The organism is Micromonospora sp. NPDC005171 (assembly GCF_040608575.1).
In the GTDB taxonomy this organism is placed as follows: domain Bacteria; phylum Actinomycetota; class Actinomycetes; order Mycobacteriales; family Micromonosporaceae; genus Micromonospora.
The window spans coordinates 58,425-76,758 of the sequence record NZ_JBEXIM010000011.1 but is presented as its reverse complement, the minus strand read 5'-3'; the positions used below and the strand labels follow the sequence as shown (position 1 = coordinate 76,758).

Here is an 18,334-nt window from a genome sequence, read left to right as displayed (position 1 = left end):
CCGCTCAGCGGACGACGAGCTGGAAGAGCACCAGCTCGGAATCGTGCGTCTCCACCTCGAACAGCCCGGTCTTGTCGGCCCGGAACTCCACCGAGCCGGGCGTGCCGGCCGGCAGCCGGGCGCCCAGGTCGTAGCCGTGCACGTGCAGTTCGTCGGCCACATCCGAGGTGACGGTGATCCGGACCAGCTGACCCTTACTGACGGTGACCCGTCCGGTCGGCGGATCGACCCGCTTCTTCGCGATCGTCACGGTGATCTCTCGGTCCACGGGGGCGGTGCTGGCGGAGACGCTGGGTGTGCCGGTGGCCGTCGGGGTCGGCGCGGCGGGGGTGGCGCTCGACGGGGCGGCGGACGTCGGCACCGTCGAGGGGGTGGCCACGGAGGGGTCGTCGTCCTGCCCGCACGCGCCGAGGAGCAGGGCGGCGAGGGCGGTGGCGGCGAGGGTGGCGGCGGTGCGGGCGGCGGGGGTACGGACGAACACGGGCGGACTCCGAACGACGCGAGGGGGACGGGTGTCGGGTTGATCGTCGGGGAGGAGAACTCTACGTCTTGTTCGGTGACGGGGAAATGACCATGATGAACGGATGCGATCGAAGCCGGCCACTGTGCGTAAGGTCCTGAGTCTTGCCGTGGCGGCGCTGGCGGCGACCCTGGTGGTGTCGCTGCTGCTGCCGGTCGGCCCGGCGTCCGCGCACGGCCAGCTGGCGACCTCCACTCCGCTGAAGGGGACCGTGGTACGCCAGCCGCTGACCCAGTTGGCGTTGTACTTCACCGAGAAGCCGGCGTCGAACGCGCACTTCGCCATCAGTGGGCCGGACGGGTCGCGAGTGGACAATGGCTGGTCCCACGGTGAGCCGAAGCGACTGGACAAGCCGGTCACCGAATACTTCATGGTCAACGGCGTGTTCGAGCCACGGCTGTACCACACCGGCTTTCCGGCCATGGTGACCGTGGCGCACTGGCCGGCAAAGGGCCGCTACACCGCCAGCTACCTCTCGGTCGCCTCGGACGGTGAGGCGGTGCGGGGCGAGGTGACGTTCGACTACCAGGGTCCTGGCACGGCGGCCCCGGCCGGCTGGTCGGCGCCGACGGCGGGGCCGGACCCGGCGCTGCTCGCCCAGGCCGAGGGCGAGGGCTCGACCAGCTCCGCTGCCACCGGCAGCCCGGTCGCCCCGACCGGCACTCCGGCGGACGACCCGGCCGGCGCCGCGCAGGAGCAACGCGGCGGTGGGTTCCCGGCCTGGCTGGTCCCGGCCCTGATCGTCGTCGTGGTCTCGGCGATGGTGCTGGTGGCGGCCCGCCGGCGGCCCGCAGCACGCGGAGCCTCCACGCCTGCTCGTCGGCCCGCCGGCGCGGCGGGCCGGGGCGGCGCCGCCACCCGCACGTCCGTCAGCCCGACTCGGAAGACCGGCAATCGGTCCGGTGGTCCGGCGCGGCGCGGACGGCGCTAGGGGCACCGCAGTACCCGGCATTCTTCGCGTACCGCCCCGAACTTTCGCACGGACATTGGAAACTTTTGATGTATCGAGGCGAAGCCATGGACAGTCCAATCGAAACACCTTAATGTTCCGAGCCATCCACCCGGTGTTTCCGCAACGTCACTCGTCGGCGTCGAGGACGTTACGGAGCCGGGCCGACGGTCATCCTCACCGCTGATCCACGCCGGCCGTCGGACACTCCACCGCCTCCTGGAGGATCGATGGCCACACCCCTGCTACGCCGCCTCCACCATCCCGTCCTGGGTGCCCTGGCACTCGTCCTCGCCTCCGGTCTCTGGGCCGTCCCGGCGACCGCCGCCCCCGCGCAGGAACCAGGCGTCACGCTGCGCGTCTTCGACGTGCAGGTGCCGCTGTCCGAGCTGTGCACACTCAAGCCCGCCCAGACCCCGAACGTGGACAAGCTGATGTCCACCATCAACTGGACCTCGGCGGCCGACTTCGGCTTCGAGGACAACTTCGTATCGCAGGTGCTCGGCAACATCACCACCACCCAGGCCGGCAGCTACACGTTCCGGCTCAGCAGCGACGACGGCTCCAAGCTGTCGATCGACAACGCCGTGGTCATCAACCATGACGGCCTGCACGGCGCGACCCCGCCCAAGGAGGGCACCGTCACCCTCACCGCAGGTCTGCACCCGCTGCGCATCGACCACTTCGAGCGTGGGGGCGGCCAGCAAATCACCCTGGAGTGGAAGACACCCGGTTCGTCGGCCTTCGTGGTCGTACCGAACTCGGCGCTGAGCACCGACGCCGGCGTGGTCCGGGTGACCGCACCCGGACGCAAGGAGTGCGAGGGGGTCGCCGACTCCCCCGGTGACGGCCTGCCGCTGACCGGCGTGCACCCCGGATACACGCTCACCAACCTGCGGCCCAGCGGCTTCCAGCCGAAGGTCACCGGCATGGACTGGCTGACCGACGGCCGCCTGGTCATCAGCACCTGGGGCGGTAGCGACCAGTCCGGCACCTCCCAGGACGGCGAGGTCTGGATCCTCGGCAACACCGGCGGGTCGACGAGCCCGGGCACCGTGACCACCAAGAAGATCGCCGGCGGCCTGAAGGAACCGATGGGGCTCAAGGTTGTCGACGGGGTGGTCTACGTGACCGAGAAGCAGCGGTTGACCCGGCTGGTGAACACCGGCGGTGACGAGGTGGCCGAGCGCCTGGAGACGGTCGCCACCTGGCCGTACGGCGGCAACTTCCACGAGTTCGCATTCGGCCTGCTCTACCAGGACGGGTTCTTCTATCTGAACCTGTCGGTGTCGATCAACTCGGGCGGCGCCACCACCAACCCGCAGCCCGCCACCAACCGGGGCACCACCCTCAAGGTCAACAAGGACACCGGCGCGGTCAGCTACGTCGCCGGCGGCCTGCGTACGCCGCACGGCATCGGTTGGGGCCCGGAGGGCGGCATCTTCGTCACCGACAACCAGGGTGGCTGGCTGCCCTCGTCGAAGCTGGTGCACGTCAAGCAGGGCCGGTTCTTCAACCACTACACCAACCCGGCGGGCCCGTTCGACACCGCACTGGTCACGCAGCCGGTGCTCTGGATGCCGCAGAACGAGATCGCCAACTCGCCCAGCACGCCGCTCTATCTGACCAGCGGTCGCTACGCCGGCCAGTTCGTCATCGGCGACGTGACCTACGGTGGCCTGCAACGGGCGAATGTGGAGAAGGTCAACGGCGAGTACCAGGGCGCGCTGTTCCGGCTCACCCAGGGCCTGGAGGCGGGTGTCTCCGAGGTCAACGTCGGCCCGGACGGCGCGATCTACGTCGGCGGGCTCGGCGCGGGCGGCAACTGGGGCCAGACCGGCAAGCTGTCGTACGGCCTGCAGAAGCTCACCCCGAACACCTCCACCACGTTCGAGATGCTCGCGATGCGCGCCACCACGACCGGCTTCGAGGTGGAGTACACCCAGCCCGTCTCGGCGGCGACCGCCGCCGAGCTGGCCGCGCGCTACAAGATCAAGCAATGGCGGTACGTGGCGACGTCGAACTACGGCGGCCCGAAGATCGACGAGGAGACACTCACCGTCACCTCGGCCACCCTATCGGCCGACGGAAAGAAGGTGAGCCTCGCGGTGGCCGGTCGCAAGGCCGGCCGGGTGGTGCACCTGCGTTCGCCGCGCCCGTTCACCTCCACCAGTGGCCAGTCACTGTGGAGCACCGAGGCCTGGTACACGCTCAACTCCATTCCGGGCAGCCCGCCGCCGCCGACCGGCGGCACCATCACCGGCGTCGGCGGCAAGTGCCTGGACGTCGACAACGCCGGCACCGCCGACGGTACGAAGATCCAGCTCTGGACCTGCAACGGCACCGCGGCGCAGTCGTGGACGCGGGTCGGCGACACCTACCGGGTGCTCGGCAAGTGCCTGGACATCGACAACGGCGGCACCGCGAACGGCACGAAGATCCAGCTCTGGACCTGCAACGGCACCGGCGCGCAGGTCTGGCAGCCGCAGGCCGACGGGTCGATCCGCAACCCGCAGTCTGGCAAGATCATGGAGGCCGCCGGCGGCAACACCGGCGACGGCACCCAGATCCAGCTCGGCACGTACGCGGGCAGCGCACACCAGAAGTGGGTGGTCAGTAGCGGGGTAACCGGCTGACCGTCGACAAGGGGCGTGGTCTGACCTGCCGGTCAGGCCGCGCCCCGGGTCGTCCGGCGCAGGTCACCGGCGAGCAGGGCGTACAGCGCCAGCGCCGCGGCGAGAACCCCGGTCACCGCGATGACGAACCCGCGCTCGGCGCCCTCCGGCGCCAACCCGACCCCGACCGCCAACGCGGCAAGCGCGGCCACCGCCATCAGCAGGCGTGCCGCGTCCGCCAGGCGCCGAGTCCGGCGTCGGGCCGCGAGCATGATGGTCAGCACGCCGAACGCACCGGCCGCTCCGATGATCGACCAGGACAGCCCCAGAGCGCGGGTCGGCGCGTCGACAGCGGTCACGCCGGCATATGCCAGCAGGCCGAACGCGGCGAACAGCAGACCGCCACGCAGCCGGGCGCGCGGTCCTTCCACACCATCCGGGGTACGGGTTGCCATCGCCTGACCTCCACGGTCGACCACTGTCGCACCGGCATCATCCCCCGCCGGTCCCCGCCGGGAGAAGACCGCCGTTCAGAGTGCCGTGGGAGACACGCCTCGGGTCGGAGCCGAGGTGTCGGTCAGGGGCCGTGCGGCAGCGGCTGCGCCAGCGCCCGCAGGTCCGCCGGGAGTTGGGCCAGGGCGTCCTCGAACTCCCGGTGCCCGATTACCCGATGCATCGTCTGGAGCACCGCGCGGGTGCCCCGCTCGGCGGCCGGGCGGTCGATGCCGGCGCGGTCGGCCACCCGGCGCAGGAACTCGTCGTAGCCGAACGTCTCCGGCGGCTCGGCTGCCTTGACCAGCAGCGGGCTCAACTCGTCGGCCAGGTGGGGTGCCAGAGCGCCCGCCTCACCGCCGGAGAGCCGCTCGGTGAGGGTCCGTAGGACCGCCTCGGTGAGCGGGCGCGCCTGCTCCGGCGGGAGACCCGCCCGTGCCGCAACCTTGTCGACGAACGCCAGCTCGGCCATGCCCCCGCCCTTCGCCTTCGGAGACGCGTGGCTACCCAGGCCCGCCGCCAGCAAACCCGGCAGCCGCAGCGGGATGGTTCTGCTTGTTGCTCCGCGCGCTGCGGTCCACTTCTCGTACGGTGAGGTCGGACCGGGAACCCGACGGCTGCCCGACGGCGGCCCGTGCCGCAGGAGGAGCAGATGGCCCTCGACCTGCCCGACGTGATCGACCGGTACTTCCGGGCCGTCAACGACCGGGACCTGGACGCCTTCGTCGGCTGCTTCGCGGACACCGCGAGCGTCGCGGACGAGGACCGGCTGTACGACGGGCGGGCCTCGATCCGCGCCTGGCGGCAGAAGACGATGGACGCCTACGCGTACACCGCCGAACCGGTCCGGGTCACCCCGCAGGCGGGCGACTCCTACCTGGCCCTCACCCGGGTGTCCGGCGACTTCCCCGGCAGCCCGATCGAGCTGCGGTACCGGTTCACGCTCCGCGACGGGCTGATCGGCGCCCTCGACATCCGTCCCTGACGGCGAGCTGATCCACCGACACGAAGGGAAGCCCGTGCCGCGAGTCTGGCTCATCACCGGCTGTTCGCGTGGCCTCGGCCGCGCCCTCGCCGAGGCCGTTCTGGCCGACGGCGACCACCTGGTGGCCACCGCCCGCAACCCGGCACAGCTTGACGGCCTGGTCGACCGGCACGGTGACCGGGTCCGCGCGGTGGCCCTCGACGTCAACGACCCGGCCGCCGCCCGCGCCGCCGTACGCACCGCCGTGGACACCTTCGGGCGGCTGGACATCCTGGTCAACAACGCCGGGTACGCCGACGTCGCCGCGATAGAGGACATGTCGGAGGACGACTTCCGGGCGCAGATCGAGGCGAACTTCTTCGGCGTGGTCAATCTGTCCAGGGCTGCCCTGCCGGTGATGCGCGAGCAGGGGCGGGGGCACATCGTGCAGATCTCCAGTGTCGGCAGCCGGGTCGCGAGCACGGGTCTGGGCGCGTACCAGTCCGCCAAGTGGGCGGTCAGCGGCTTCTCCGCGGTGCTCGCCAGGGAGGTCGAGGCGTTCGGGATCCGGATCACCAGTGTCGAGCCGGGCGGGCTGCGCACCGACTGGGCCGGCTCCTCGATGAGCGCTCTGCCGATCAGCGAACCGTACCGGCCGGTCATCGACCCGGCAGTGCAGCGGCTGCGTCAGACCAGTGGCGCCCAGCCGGGCGATCCGGCCCGCGCCGCCCAGGCGATCATCCGGATCACCCGGGTCGACGACCCGCCGCTGCGGTTGCTGCTCGGCGCCGACGCCGTGGCGGCCGCCCAGGCGGCCGCCGAGACCCTCGCCACCTCGGACGCGCGGTGGCGGGAGCTGAGCGAGTCGATCGCCTTCGACGCGTCTCCCTGACCCGCCCCCTGCCGGACCGGCGGGACCGGCGGGGCCGGCAGGGGGGCGGGACGGCCGGGCTCATCGGGCGTGCCCGGCGTGCCGAGGCTGGTCGGGCCGGCCCGCAGGTGATCAACCGCCGAACGGACGAGACAGCGAAGAGGTCAGTGGGTGACATGATGTGGCGACTACAGCTGTCGCTACGAGAAGGGTTCCGGCTGCCCGATGGCGCACTTCGAGGCTCGCACGCCCACGACACCCGCGCGGAACGCGGTGCCGTTGGCCGGGCAGCCGCAGCGGGCGGGCTGATGCCGGGCGAGCGACGGGAGACCGTGGCCGAGCAGAGTGCCCCCACCCACCCCGCGGACACCATGACGTATCAGGTCGCGACCGACATACGAGCGCTGCGCGCGTTCGTCAGCGCCGGGGCGCTGGCCCGCGGCCTGTCGGCAGAGCGGGTGGAGCTCCTGACGCTGGCGGTCAGCGAGCTGGCCACCAACACGTTGCAGCACACGACGGGCGGCGGCTGGGTCCGGCTCTGGGCCGAGCCGGGTCAGCTGTTCTGCGACGTGGTCGACCAGGGGCCGACGCGGGTGTTCGGCCGGAGCATGCCGGCCGCCGACTCGGTGCGGGGTCGCGGGCTGGCGATCGTCGAGCAGATCTGTGACGAGGTAGCGGTGCTCACCGGCCCCGAGGAGACCGTCGTACGGATTCGTCTGAGTCTGTGAACGTCGGCGGCGATCCCCGCCCGCCCAGGCCAGGTTGGCTGCCACAATGCGGACAGCCCGGGCCGACTGTGACACCGGGTCGGATCCGAACGGGAGGACGTCACGATGCCGGACAGCGCACGTGAGGCTGAGCTGCTCGACGCCGAGCGCACCCTGCAGGCCGCCCAACGGGCCGGCGACGTCGCGGCCCTCGATCAGCTGCTGGTCGACCAGCTGATCGCCATCGGCCCGGACGGGCGTATCCACACCAAGCAGGATGACCTGGCCGCCCACCGGGAGCGCCGCTCGGTCGTCGAGGAGTTGGTGGAGGAGGAGCTGGACCTGCTCGTCGTCGGTGCGACGGGAGTGACGTTCTTCCTGGGCCGGGTGTCCGGCGTCTTCGAGGGGGCGCCGTTCTCGGCGCGGCTGCGCTACACCCGCACGTGGGTGCACGACGACCCGCACGGCTGGCGGGTGCTGGCCGCACACATCAGCCCGGTCTGACTCGACGTCAGTCCCCGTCGTCCTCGTCGAGCAGGCCCTGCTCGTCGAGGAACGCGAACCACCTGTCGTCGGCCGGGGTCAGGTCGGCGTAACCCGGCCCGAGCAGGTAGTAGTCCACGAAGGATTCCACGTCGGGGGCGAGCTCCTCGAACGCCTCGGACATGAACCACTCGGTGCCGTTCGGGGGGAAGTACCAGATCGCTCCCGTGCCACGATCCATGAAGATCGGCTCGTCGCTGCGGGTGCCGACCACCAGCCAGCCCGCCCGGTCCTGCGGGATGGACGAGAAGTCCGGCGCGTAGTCCAGGTGGTACTGGATCCCCGGGAGGGTCGACAAGGACGCCAGCTCGACCCGACCCGCCCGCAGCCCGTCGGCCACCAACAGGAGGTCCCGCAGGTCGGCCGGGAGCCCCGCCGGTACGGCGTCGATGGCCGCTCCCTCGCCGAACTCGGCGTACGCCAGGCTGTCCGGCAGATCGGCCAGCTCAGCCCGCAGCTCCTCGATGAGCTGCCGGAGCTCGAGGTCCACTGCACCACCTCTGTTCGGATGAGGTCCCGTCCGGCAAGGCTCCGGCTGCCCGGAGACCCACGAGCCGATGCGCGGTTTGGTTCTACCACGCATCGGCTCGCCGCGGCGTCACCTCGCCGATTCGGCCAGCCGGGCCGTCACCACCAGTTCGTCGAGCTGTGCCGCCCCGGCGGGTTGCTCCGGCAGCCGGCTGTCCTGCTGCGCCTCGTCGAGCCGCGCCGTCAGCTCGGCGAGGTCCCGGCCGAGGACCGGGCCCGTGACCAGGCCGTCCAGCCCGCCGTGTTCGGCGGACCGCTTCGCCGCGATCAGCTCAGCGAGGTACGCCGGCGCGGCCTCGGCAAGCAGCAGGCTCGGCAGGTGCGCCAGCATCCGGCCGGTGCGCATCAGGTGGACGCCGGTGAGCAGCGCCCGGAAGGCGTAGAGCAGTGGCTTCAGCTCGCCGGTCGTATCGAACAGCCGCCGCTGGCCGGCAGCGAAGCCGCGGTAGTGGTGCGCGTGGTGCCGGGTCAGCACCAGCGGCGCCAGCTCGACCAATGCCGCGTGCACCGCGGTGGTGTGCGCCACCAGCGGTGACAGCAACTGTTCGAGCACGTACCCGTTGCGACGCAGCATCAGCCGCACGAACTTGCGCAGGTCATGGGTGACCAGGTCCAGCTCCACGCCGCCTCGGTCGGTCATCACCGTGTGGGTCTCGCTCGGCTGCGTCAACCCGATCAGGTCCCGCACCGGAAGGAGGTGCGCGCCGCGCAGGTCCACGTCCGAGTCGATGGAGGGGAACCCGTACAGGTGGGCGCCGGAGACGGTGGCGAACACCAGCGGGTGCGCCTGCTCGGCGACGATGCCCGTCAGATCGACGCCGACCGGCAGGCCCGCGCCCTCCCAGGCCGTCACGCCGCGCACCGTACGGAGCGTTCCCGGACCGAGATCAACCACTGGTCGACCCTGGCCTCGTCGGGCTGGTCGGGTAACGGGCTGGTGGCCAGGTCGGCCGTCATCCGGCTCACCAGCCGGTCCCGCCAGGCGACGATCTCGGCCCAGGGCACCTCACCCGCCTTGACCGCCAGCAGCCGGTCCCGGTCCGCGCCCACGTCCAGCACCAGGCGGCCGGCGCGGACCAGGTCGCCCCCGGCGGTCAGCAGTCGGATCAGGTGCATCACGTGCCGCCACGCCGGAACGCCGGTGCGGGCAATCCCGCGCTCGGCCCTGCCGAACTGCGCGGTGGCGTACCGCAGATAGGTGTCGGCCGCCCGCCGGGACAGGAAAGCCGGCGTGAGTGCCCGGAGTTCCGCACCCAGCGGGGTGCACGTCTCCACCAGCGGAGAGTGCAGCACCTCCAGGACCGTGGGATTCGCCGCCAGCCCGAGCGCGCAGACCCTCTCCACCTCCCACCGCACCTGCTCGTCGAGCGGCCCGTCGTGGTGCCGGGCGGGTTTCCGTAGCCCCCAGAACGTCGAGGCCGGCAGGGCGTACACCCCGCGTCGGTCGGTGTCCGAGGTGGCGCTGGACAGCCCGAACGCGCGGGAACCGACGACCACCTGCAGGATGGTGTGGTCGTCGACCAGCTGATCCGTCAGCGTGTGTTCCACTGCCGCCGCCTTCCCCGAGCGCTGCGTCGACCGCCCAGGCGGCCGTTGTCCGGTGCACACCATGCCGGTCCGGGTGTGCTGACGTCGAGCCCTTTCCTCAGCTCACGACGGCGTCGATCGGGCCGACGCGCAGGGTGCCGTCGTTGAGGGGTGTGCAGCGGATGCCGCCGGTGGTGCGCAGCGCCTTCCACGCCCCCGGGCCGACGGTGACGTCCATCCAGGCGCACGGCCGGGCCGCCCGGTTGACCCGCAGGCTGACCGGGCCGTCGCCGGAGTCCAGCACCAGCACTTTGCCGATCAACTCGTCCACGGCGATCCCGGTGGTGAGGATGTTGCGCCGCACCTCGGCCAGGCCGATGCCGGCCGGCAGCGACTCCTGGGCGATGACTGTGACGCTGGCGTCGCGGTGTGCCTGTTGGCCGAAGTACCGGTCGCCGACGATGCCGAGGCCGGCTCGGATCCGGACGACGTCGACCAGCTCCCCGGGCGGGGCCGCTGCCGGGCCGTCGGCGGGCCGGCCCAGGAAGCGGTGCACGGGCGAGGCCAGCAACTCGACGATCTCCGGCATGACAGGAATTCTACGAAGCGGACCGGGTGCCGCGGAGCAGGTCGACGGATGACCCCGGCGCATCTCCTGTTGCCAGGTTGAACCCATCTGTTCTATAACTGCCACATGAGTTCTATAACAGCACGGCCCTCAGTGATTTCGGGGCGGTACGGAAGCTATGGCGGGCGGTACGTGCCGGAGTCCCTGATCCCGGCCTGCGAGGCGGTCGCCGACGCCTTCTCGCAGGCGTGGGCTGATCCCGGGTTCCGGGGCAGCTTCGCCGCGCTGCTGTCGGCGCACGTGGGACGGCCGACCCCGCTGACGCCAGCCCTGCGGCTGTCGGGCGAACTCGGCGTGACGGTGCTGCTCAAGCGGGAAGACCTGACGCACACCGGATCACACAAGATCAACAACGTCCTCGGGCAGGCGTTGCTGGCCCGACGCATGGGCCGTACGCGCCTGATCGCCGAGACCGGAGCGGGCATGCACGGCGTCGCGACGGCGACGGCCGGTGCCCTGCTGGGCTTACCGGTGAAGGTCTTCATGGGCGAACGCGACGTGCAACGCCAGGCGCACAACGTCTTCCGGATGCGGCTGCTGGGCGCCGAGGTCGTTCCGGTGACCACCGGCAGCCGAACGCTGAAGGACGCCACCAGCGAGGCCATGCGCCACTGGGTGACAGACGCCGACGAGGCGTACTACTGCGTGGGCTCGGTCATCGGTCCGCACCCCTATCCGACGATGGTCCGTGAGTTCCAGCGCGTCATCGGTGACGAGGCCCGGCGGCAGTGCGCGGCCGAACTGCCCGCTGCCACCCCCGACTACGTGGTCGCCTGCGTCGGCGGCGGCAGCAACGCGGCGGGCACGTTCGCCGGGTTCGTCGAGACGTCGGCGAAGCTCGTCGGGGTGGAAGCCGAGGGCGGCTCCGGTGCGGCGAACGGGGAGGTGGGCGTCCTGCACGGTTTCCAGTCGCTCTTCCTCCAGGACGAGCACGGGCAGATCAAGGAGGCGCACTCGGTCGCGGCCGGGCTGGACTACCCGGGCGTCGGCCCCGAGCACGCGTACCTGCGCGATCTGGGGCGCGCCCGGTACGTCACCGCCTCCGACGAGGAGGCGGTCGCGGCCGCAGTCCGGCTGGCGCGGGCGGAGGGCGTGCTGCCCGCCATCGAGTCGGCCCACGCGATCGCCTGGGTCGTACGCGCCGCCGGCACGCCGGAGCTGCCCAGCGGATCGACGGTGCTCGTCACCCTCTCGGGGCGCGGCGACAAGGACGTGACCACCCTGATCGCGGAGGCGGACCTCGGATGAAGCTGCTGATGCCCTACGTCACCGGCGGGATCGTGCCAGGCTGGACGGCGTTCCTGAGCGCCTTCGAGCAGGCCGGAGCCGACATGATCGAGGTCGGGCTGCCGTTCTCCGATCCCACTGTGGACGGCCGCACCATTCAGGAATCCTCGGACGCGGCGCTCGCCCGAGGTACCACGCCCGCCTCGGTTCTGGCAGACCTCGCCGGAGCGCGGGTAGGCATCCCCGTCGTCGCCAGCACGTACGCCAACATCGCGCTGCGGCCGGGGTTCGGCGACACGCTCACGGCGGCCGGGGTGACCGGGCTGATCGTGCCCGACCTGCCCCTCGACGAGCTGGCCGGACTGGACGTGCCGGGCGTCCAGGTGAGTCTGCTCGCCTCGCCCGCCACGCCGGACGACCGGCTCGCCGAGATCGGCCGGCGCAGCCAGAGTTTCGTGTACGCCATCTCGGTCATGGGCACGACCGGCGAACGCGATCGGCTCGCGCCGTCGGCCGTCACGCTGGCCGCCCGGCTCAAGCAGGTCACCGACCTACCCGTGTTGCTGGGCTTCGGCATCTCCACCCCGGAGCAGGCGGGCGAGGCGGCGGCGGTCGCCGACGGAGTCATCGTCGGCGCGGCGGTCATGCGGCGCATCCTCGACGGGGCGAGCCCCGCCGAGGTGGGCGCCTTCGTGGCGTCGCTGCGGGCCGCGCTGTCCGAGGTGGCCCCCGTGCGATGATCGGCGGTGGCCGTCGATGACGGGAGGGGACAGTCGACGCATCGGGAGGCAGACCAGTGGCACGCTATCGGGCCATCGCCGCCGACCTCGCCGCCAAGATCCGCGACGGCCACTACGTGCCGGGCGAGGCGCTGCCCGCGCAACGCGAGCTGAGCACGGCGTACGGCGTCACACTGATGACACTGCGGCAGGCCCTGCGCGAACTGAGCGCCGAGGGGCTGATCGTCCAGCAACCCGGCAAGGGCACCTTCGTCGCACCGGCCCACGCGGCGTACCAGCTGGGATCCTTGCGGAGCTTCGGCGACGACCTGCGCGAGCAGGGCCACGAGGTCCACACGACGGTGATCTCCCGCGCGCAGCGCCGCGTGCCCTCGCGCGTCGCGGCCCGGTTGCGGGTCCGCGAGGCCGAGACGGGCCTGCGTCTCGAACGGGTCCGCGCGTTCGCTGGCCGCCGCGCCATCCATCAGATTTCCTGGGTACGGGAGCCGCACGCGAGCCGGTTGCACGACGTGGACTTCACCGGCACATCGTTGTACGCGGCCCTGGCCGACCTCGGGCTGGTGGTGGCCCGGGCCGCGGAGACGATCCGGCCGGAGGTGTTGAGCGCGGCAGCGGCCCGGCATCTGGACGAGGCCGAGGGAGCGCCGGTGCTGGTCAGCGACCGAATCACGTACGCGCGCGACGGGACGGCCCTGGTGACGGACCGGGCGACGATGTTGGGAAGCATGCTGCAGATCACCGCCGACCGGGCCGCCACCGGGCTGTCCCTCCATTACGGGGCGGTCTAGCTCGACCGCGACCCGGTTCCGGCCGGTGTGCCGGTGACGGTCAGGTTGCGCAGTCGGCCCACGTTGTCGAACGAGCCGAAGCCGACCCGCCCCGAGCCGAACGTGGTGTCCTTCGCGGTCAGCAGCGGGTCCCGGTGCCCGTCGACGTAGACGGCGATCTCACCGGTGGCCGGCAGGTGCACCACCCGCACGCGGTGCCAGTCGGCGTCGGTGATCGCCGGGTTGGCGCCCCGGGACCGGCCGTTCCACTGGTGGTCGATGCGCTCCCGGTCGGCGTTGTTCACCTTGAAGATGCCGTTGTGCGGATAGATCGTGTTGTCGGTGGAGAGGTGGGCGTAGTAGAACTCGGTGTCCGAGCGCCAGCCGAAGACGATGATCACGTCCCGGTTGGTGACCTCCACCGGTGTGTCGAGTCGTACCTGGGCGTCGACCCGCACCGACGACCACGCCGGGCCGTTGGTCAGCACGGCGTACTCGAAGGGCCGGCGCGGACCCGGTCGGCTCTCCCCGGCCTCGGCCAGGATGACCTGGTCGCGGGTGAACTGCCACTTCGCCGGTGTCACCGGCGCCCAGTTCGCGGCCCCGGCGGTGCGGCGCACTGTGACGTCTCCGACGTCGCCGCTGGCGAACTCCCTGGTGCCGGTCACCTTCCAGACCTTCCCGTTGGCCTTCGCGAGGACGTAGAGCTCACCGGCGGCGTCGGTGCCGAAGCGCAGGTCCACCCGGTTGGGGTCGCCGGGCGCGCCCGGCGACGACAGCTCGCGCATCCGGACCGGGGTGCCCGCCGCGTTGAAGAGCGCGAGCTGGTGGATTGTGGCCAGTCCCCGTCCCCGGCGCATCTCGCTGGCCTCGGTGTAGAGCACCCGGCCGTCGACCAGGTCACCGAAGACGTACTTGCCCCGCAGCGCGGGCAGCGCCCGCCCCCGGTAGACGAAGCCGCCGGCCACCGCGACACCGACATCGTCGGTGCAGTTCCAGCCGGCGGCGGGGTCGTGGTCGTACGCGGCGACCGGGTAGGTGTAGCCGTAGCTGGCGTCGTCGGCGGGCAGCGGGAGCAGCCGGTCGCAGGGGTTGGTGGCGGTCTTGTCGAAGACGAACGAGCCCTCGCGCTCGCTCCAGCCGAAGTTGTCCCCGGCGCGGACCTCGTAGATCGCCTCGACGGCGTGTTCGCCGATGTGCCCGAGGTACATCCGGCCGGTCGCCCGGTCCCAGCTGAACCGGTGCGGGTCCCGGAAACCCACTGCGTAGAGCTCGCCGAGCGCGCCGGCCCGGCCGACGAACGGGTTCGTCGGCGGGATGCCGTAGCGCCCGTTCGCGGAGTTGGTGCCCCGTGGGTCGATCCGCAGCAGCTTGCCGTGGGGCAGGGCCAGGTTCTGCGGGTCGGTGTTGCGGGCGCCCTGGCCACCGTCGCCGACCGCGAGGTACAGCAGGCCGTAGTCGCGGTCGTGGCGCTTGGCCGTGGGGTTGAAGTTGATCTCCTGGATGCCGTGAATCTGGCCGCCGAAGCCGATGCGCAGCACCTCGCGGTGCGTACCGACGAAGGTGGCGGCGGCCGGATCGGTCGCCGTCCACTCGGTGATGACCCCGTGGAAGAGCGTGTTGGGCTGGGCGAAGTCCGGGGTGGCGGTGGTCGTGGACGCCAACTCGGTGTGGATGGTGTAGAACCGCCCGTTCACCCCGAACTCCGGGTGGAACGCGACGTACCCGAAGCCCTGGCCCAGCCCACGACCGGAGAAGAACCGCGGTGCGAACGTCGCGGCCACGTCCAGGTAGACGTGTGGCACGCCGCCCTCGACCAGGTAGAGGCTGCCGTTGAGGTCGGGCACCGCCCGCCGGCCGGAGCCGTCGGGCACCTCCATGATGGTGTTGATCCGCGCGGTACGCATCAGCCGCGCGTCGGTCGGCGCCGGTGTGGGGTACGACTGGGGGAAGCTGGCGTACTCGCTGAGGACCAGCCCGAGACGGGACTGGACCGGCATCTCGGGGATCGGGTCGTAGACCGCGTCGGCGGCCCGCGCGGGCGTGGCGACCAGTGTGGACAGGATCAGCACGAGGGCGGTGAGGCCGGCCCTCACTGTGGGCCGGCGGACGGTGCCGGCGCGGCGGTGCAGGGTGCGCACGCGTGTCTCCTTCTCGGTGGGACGGTGCCGAGGGTGGTCAGCGGGCAAGGTGGTGGTACTGCCTCCGCACGTCGGTCGCGGAGACCACACTGTCGAAAAACATCAGGCCGTCCATCCGGCAGTCGCACGGGTTGCGTTCCAGGGTGTCCTGGGGAAAACTGCCGCCGATCTTGATGCCCCGGGGGTCGGACGCGGTGGTCAGGTGCGGGCCCGGCCCGGACACCAGCCACGGGTCATCGGCGCGGGTGTAGAAGCCGTCCACCGGTTCGCCGTTGCGGTAGAGGGCGAGCGCGCCGGTGTCGAAGTCGAAGGTGGCGGCCAGGTGCACCCACTCCCCCACCGGCAGCAGCTCGCGCCAGTCCTGGGTGGCGGCGAAGGTCTGCGAGTTGCCGCCGTCGAGCCGCCGGCCGAGCGCGACGAGGCGCAGCTGCCCGTCGACGTCGATCAGCTCCAGCAGGGCGCGGACGCCGTGGCCGTCGGAGTCGCCGGTCAACACTCCGGCCAGCCCGATGGCGTTGTACCTGTCGTCCGGGTCTGCGGTGGTGGAGTTGGGCAACGGGCTGTCCATGTTCAGCTTGAACCAGCCCATGACCGTGGTGCCCGCGGTGGCGCTGAAGGCGCGCAGCGTCCGCACCCCGCTGGCCGACCAGGTGCCGGCCTTCCAGTCGTCGTTGCCAGCAACCGTGGGGTCGACCTGCCGGGTCTGCACCGCGTTGCGGCTGCCCCGGTAGGCGCGGTCCGGCACCCGCATGGCGGCGCCGCCGTTGATCAGCTCGATCTCGGTGCCGGAACGGCCCTGGTCGCGTTCGAGGGCGGGGTCGCCGGGCACCGGGTGGTCGAAGTCGTACGCGGCGACCAGGTGCGCGCGCAGCGCCGGGTGGACGTCGGGTGAGCTGCCCCGATCCGCCTGCGCCGGTGGCGTACCGGCGGTCAGTGCGCCAATCGTCAGCAGGGAGATGGCCGCTCGTCGGGCCCTGGACATGGCTGTCACCTCGTTTCGCGGCATGCCGGATGCCGGTCACGTAAGCGCTTACGTAAGCGCTTACGTACCCTAGGCTTCGATCAATGTCACTCGCAATAGATCGGGTGACACGAATGTTTCCGGAGGGTTGCGGATTGCCCAGGGCCAGCCGGCGCCCGCGCCTCGCGGACGTCGCCGAACACGCGGCCGTCTCACTGGCGACCGCCTCCCGCGCCCTCGCCGGCCGTGCAGGGGTCAGCGCCGAGGTCGCCGGCCGGATCCGGCAGATCGCCCGGGAGCTGGGCTACGTGGCCAACCCGCACGCCCGCACCCTGGCCAGCGGCGCCACCTCCACAGTGGGGTTGATCGTCCATCAGATCGACGACCCGTACTTCTCCGAGATCGCCGCCGGGGTCATCCAACTCGCCGCCGAACAGGGGCTGCTGGTGCAGATCTGCCAGTCCGGCCGCGACCCCGGCTACGAGCTGCAACAGCTGCGCCACCTGATCGCCCAGCGGGTTGGCATCGTCCTGATCAGCGGTTCCGGGTACGACGACCCGCGGATGGAGAGCGCGGCCCGCGCCGAACTGGACGCGTTCCAGGACCACGGCGGACGGGCCGCCGCCATCGGACGGCACGCGCTCGGCGTCGACGCGGTCCTGCCGGACAACGAGGCCGGCGGCCACGCCCTCGCCCAGCACCTGATGGATCTCGGCCACCAGCGGATCGCGGTCGCCGCGGGAAGCGCCGGCCTCACCACCGTCGCCGACCGGCTGGCCGGAGTGTCATCGGCCCTGCGGCAGCGCGGGCGATCCCCCGCCGACCTCGCCGTCGTACACAGCGACTTCACCCGCGGCGGTGGCCGGGCCGCCGCCGAACAGATCCTCAACGACCATCCCGAGACGACGGCGATCATCGCGCTCAACGACGTGATGGCCATGGGCGTGCTGTCGACCCTGCGGTCCCGCCGGGTGCCGGTGCCGGCGCGGATGTCAGTGGTCGGCTTCGACGACGTCTCCGTGGCGGCCGACCTCGCACCCAGCCTCACCACCATCCGCCTGCCGATGACCGAGATGGGCCGCACGGCACTCACCCTCGCGCTCAAGCCGCGCACGACCCGCCCCCGCCGTCGTCCCACCGGCCACCTGCTGGTGGTCCGCGACTCGACCGGGCCCGCGCCAACGGCCTGACCGGCCGCGGCGATGCCACCTCATGACGACTGGACTTCTGGCACGGTCAAGGGAGCCCACCAACCCGTGACGTGTCAGGAGAGGTCATGGCCGACATCGCTGTACGGCACCGGACGGTCGAGGTCGACGGCATCACGATCTTCTACCGCGAGGCCGGTCCCGTCAACGCGCCGGTCGTGCTGCTGCCACACGGGTACCCGTCGTCGTCGTTCCAGTTTCGCCACCTGCTGCCCGCGCTGGCCGACCGCTGGCGCGCCATCGCACCCGACTACCCCGGCTTCGGCTACAGCGACCTGCCCGATCCCAGCCGGTTCGCGTACACCTTCGACGCCCACGCCGACCTGCTCCAACGCTTCGTCGACACACTGGGGCTCACCCGCTACGTGGTCTACCTCCAGGACTACGGCAGCCAGTTCGGGTTGCGACTGGCGATGGCAGCGCCGGGGCGGGTCGCCGGCCTCGTCATCCAGAACGGCGACATCTACCCCGACCAGCACGGACCCAAGTACGAGCCGCTGAAACGATTCTGGCGTGACCCGACCGACGAGGGCCGGGAGCAGCTGGCCACCGCGATCACGGAGGAGGGCTTCCGGCGTGAATTCCTGGGCGAGCTGCCGGACCGGCTGACCGACCGGGTCAGCCCCGATCTGTGGCGGCTCTCCGGTGCGCTGGTGCGGGAACCCCGGCGGCGCGACGCCTGGCTGCGCCTCCTCGCCGACCAGGGCAGCACCGTCGCGTGGTTCCCCCGCCAGCAGGAGTACCTGCGGACCCACCGGCCGCCCACGCTGATCGTGTGGGGACCGCACGACGGCTACATGCCGGAGGGCGCCGCCCGCGCGTACCTGCGGGACCTGCCCGACGCCGAGCTGCACCTGCTCGACGGCGGGCACTGGCTGCTCGAGACGCACCTCGACGAGGTCGTCCGGCTGGTTCGCGACTTCCTCAGCCGCGTCCAGCCCTGACC

At 71.6% G+C, this 18,334-nt stretch carries 20 protein-coding genes; 11 read left to right on the top strand and 9 right to left on the bottom strand.

The features are described from left to right. Window positions 1–4 precede the first annotated feature (4 nt). Complete coding sequence (locus ABZU74_RS16570) at window positions 5–481, bottom strand: hypothetical protein (RefSeq protein ID WP_355424044.1); 477 nt, start codon at window positions 479–481, stop codon at window positions 5–7. 103 nt (window positions 482–584) lie between these two features. On the opposite strand from ABZU74_RS16570, the gene ABZU74_RS16565 reads away from it, so the two are divergent. Both ABZU74_RS16565 and ABZU74_RS16560 read left to right on the top strand, forming a co-directional pair. Beyond that, the gene (locus ABZU74_RS16565) at window positions 585–1,451 is read left to right on the top strand and encodes a copper resistance protein CopC (protein ID WP_355424041.1); all 867 of its coding nucleotides are present in this window, start codon (window positions 585–587) and stop codon (window positions 1,449–1,451) included. 248 nt (window positions 1,452–1,699) lie between these two features. Further along, entirely contained in the window at window positions 1,700–4,105 is a 2,406-nt protein-coding gene (locus ABZU74_RS16560) for a ricin-type beta-trefoil lectin domain protein (RefSeq protein ID WP_355424038.1), read from the top strand. Between the two features lie 32 nt (window positions 4,106–4,137). Here the strand turns inward: ABZU74_RS16560 and ABZU74_RS16555 are convergent, their stop codons facing one another. Continuing rightward, entirely contained in the window at window positions 4,138–4,539 is a 402-nt protein-coding gene (locus ABZU74_RS16555; RefSeq protein ID WP_355424035.1) for a hypothetical protein, read from the bottom strand. Between the two features lie 122 nt (window positions 4,540–4,661). Next, window positions 4,662–5,048: a DUF2267 domain-containing protein gene (locus ABZU74_RS16550; protein WP_355424032.1), complete on the bottom strand. Its 387-nt coding sequence runs from the start codon at window positions 5,046–5,048 to the stop codon at window positions 4,662–4,664. A gap of 180 nt (window positions 5,049–5,228) precedes the next feature. On the opposite strand from ABZU74_RS16550, the gene ABZU74_RS16545 reads away from it, so the two are divergent. The 4 genes from ABZU74_RS16545 (at window position 5,229) to ABZU74_RS16530 (ending at window position 7,622) form a co-directional block, all read left to right on the top strand. Further along, window positions 5,229–5,561 (top strand): nuclear transport factor 2 family protein, encoded by a 333-nt coding sequence (locus ABZU74_RS16545; protein WP_355424029.1) that lies wholly within the window; start codon window positions 5,229–5,231, stop codon window positions 5,559–5,561. Between the two features lie 34 nt (window positions 5,562–5,595). Beyond that, on the top strand, window positions 5,596–6,432 hold the full coding sequence (locus ABZU74_RS16540; protein ID WP_355424026.1) for an oxidoreductase: 837 nt from the start codon (window positions 5,596–5,598) through the stop codon (window positions 6,430–6,432). A gap of 155 nt (window positions 6,433–6,587) precedes the next feature. Beyond that, window positions 6,588–7,139 (top strand): ATP-binding protein, encoded by a 552-nt coding sequence (locus ABZU74_RS16535; protein WP_355424253.1) that lies wholly within the window; start codon window positions 6,588–6,590, stop codon window positions 7,137–7,139. Window positions 7,140–7,244: 105 nt separating this feature from the next. After that, on the top strand, window positions 7,245–7,622 hold the full coding sequence (locus tag ABZU74_RS16530; protein WP_355424023.1) for a nuclear transport factor 2 family protein: 378 nt from the start codon (window positions 7,245–7,247) through the stop codon (window positions 7,620–7,622). A gap of 7 nt (window positions 7,623–7,629) precedes the next feature. On the opposite strand, the gene ABZU74_RS16525 is transcribed toward ABZU74_RS16530, so the two are convergent. From ABZU74_RS16525 to ABZU74_RS16510, 4 genes are all read right to left on the bottom strand, one after another. Further along, the gene (locus ABZU74_RS16525) at window positions 7,630–8,151 is read right to left on the bottom strand and encodes a hypothetical protein (RefSeq protein ID WP_355424021.1); all 522 of its coding nucleotides are present in this window, start codon (window positions 8,149–8,151) and stop codon (window positions 7,630–7,632) included. A gap of 108 nt (window positions 8,152–8,259) precedes the next feature. Next, on the bottom strand, window positions 8,260–9,042 hold the full coding sequence (locus tag ABZU74_RS16520) for a nucleotidyltransferase domain-containing protein (RefSeq protein WP_355424018.1): 783 nt from the start codon (window positions 9,040–9,042) through the stop codon (window positions 8,260–8,262). Next, window positions 9,039–9,737 (bottom strand): nucleotidyltransferase domain-containing protein, encoded by a 699-nt coding sequence (locus ABZU74_RS16515; protein WP_355424015.1) that lies wholly within the window; start codon window positions 9,735–9,737, stop codon window positions 9,039–9,041. The genes ABZU74_RS16520 and ABZU74_RS16515 overlap by 4 nt, the downstream gene beginning before the upstream one ends. A gap of 97 nt (window positions 9,738–9,834) precedes the next feature. Next, window positions 9,835–10,305 carry a molybdenum cofactor biosysynthesis protein gene (locus tag ABZU74_RS16510; RefSeq protein ID WP_355424012.1) on the bottom strand — a complete coding sequence of 157 codons (471 nt, stop codon included), beginning with the start codon at window positions 10,303–10,305 and terminating at the stop codon, window positions 9,835–9,837. Between the two features lie 105 nt (window positions 10,306–10,410). Here ABZU74_RS16510 and trpB point away from each other — a divergent pair, with 105 nt between their 5' ends. Genes trpB through ABZU74_RS16495 form a run of 3 tightly spaced genes read left to right on the top strand, consistent with a single transcriptional unit; the run spans window position 10,411 to window position 13,099 of the window. Continuing rightward, the gene (gene trpB, locus ABZU74_RS16505; protein ID WP_355424009.1) at window positions 10,411–11,592 is read left to right on the top strand and encodes a tryptophan synthase subunit beta; all 1,182 of its coding nucleotides are present in this window, start codon (window positions 10,411–10,413) and stop codon (window positions 11,590–11,592) included. Beyond that, window positions 11,589–12,311, top strand: coding sequence for a tryptophan synthase subunit alpha (gene trpA / locus ABZU74_RS16500; RefSeq protein ID WP_355424006.1), 723 nt, complete (start codon window positions 11,589–11,591; stop codon window positions 12,309–12,311). The genes trpB and trpA overlap by 4 nt, the downstream gene beginning before the upstream one ends. Window positions 12,312–12,367: 56 nt before the next feature. Beyond that, a complete protein-coding gene (locus tag ABZU74_RS16495) occupies window positions 12,368–13,099 on the top strand; it encodes a GntR family transcriptional regulator (RefSeq protein WP_355424003.1) in 732 nt (243 codons plus the stop codon). Here ABZU74_RS16495 and ABZU74_RS16490 read toward each other — a convergent pair. Further along, window positions 13,096–15,219 (bottom strand): PQQ-dependent sugar dehydrogenase, encoded by a 2,124-nt coding sequence (locus tag ABZU74_RS16490; RefSeq protein WP_355424000.1) that lies wholly within the window; start codon window positions 15,217–15,219, stop codon window positions 13,096–13,098. The genes ABZU74_RS16495 and ABZU74_RS16490 overlap by 4 nt on opposite strands. 37 nt (window positions 15,220–15,256) lie before the next feature. Then, a complete protein-coding gene (locus ABZU74_RS16485) occupies window positions 15,257–16,201 on the bottom strand; it encodes a LamG-like jellyroll fold domain-containing protein (RefSeq protein ID WP_355423998.1) in 945 nt (314 codons plus the stop codon). Between the two features lie 134 nt (window positions 16,202–16,335). Here ABZU74_RS16485 and ABZU74_RS16480 point away from each other — a divergent pair, with 134 nt between their 5' ends. After that, on the top strand, window positions 16,336–17,370 hold the full coding sequence (locus tag ABZU74_RS16480) for a LacI family DNA-binding transcriptional regulator (RefSeq protein ID WP_355423995.1): 1,035 nt from the start codon (window positions 16,336–16,338) through the stop codon (window positions 17,368–17,370). 86 nt (window positions 17,371–17,456) lie between these two features. Next, window positions 17,457–18,332, top strand: a complete 876-nt coding sequence (locus ABZU74_RS16475; protein WP_355423992.1) for an alpha/beta hydrolase — start codon at window positions 17,457–17,459, stop codon at window positions 18,330–18,332. The last annotated feature ends 2 nt before the right edge of the window (window positions 18,333–18,334 follow it).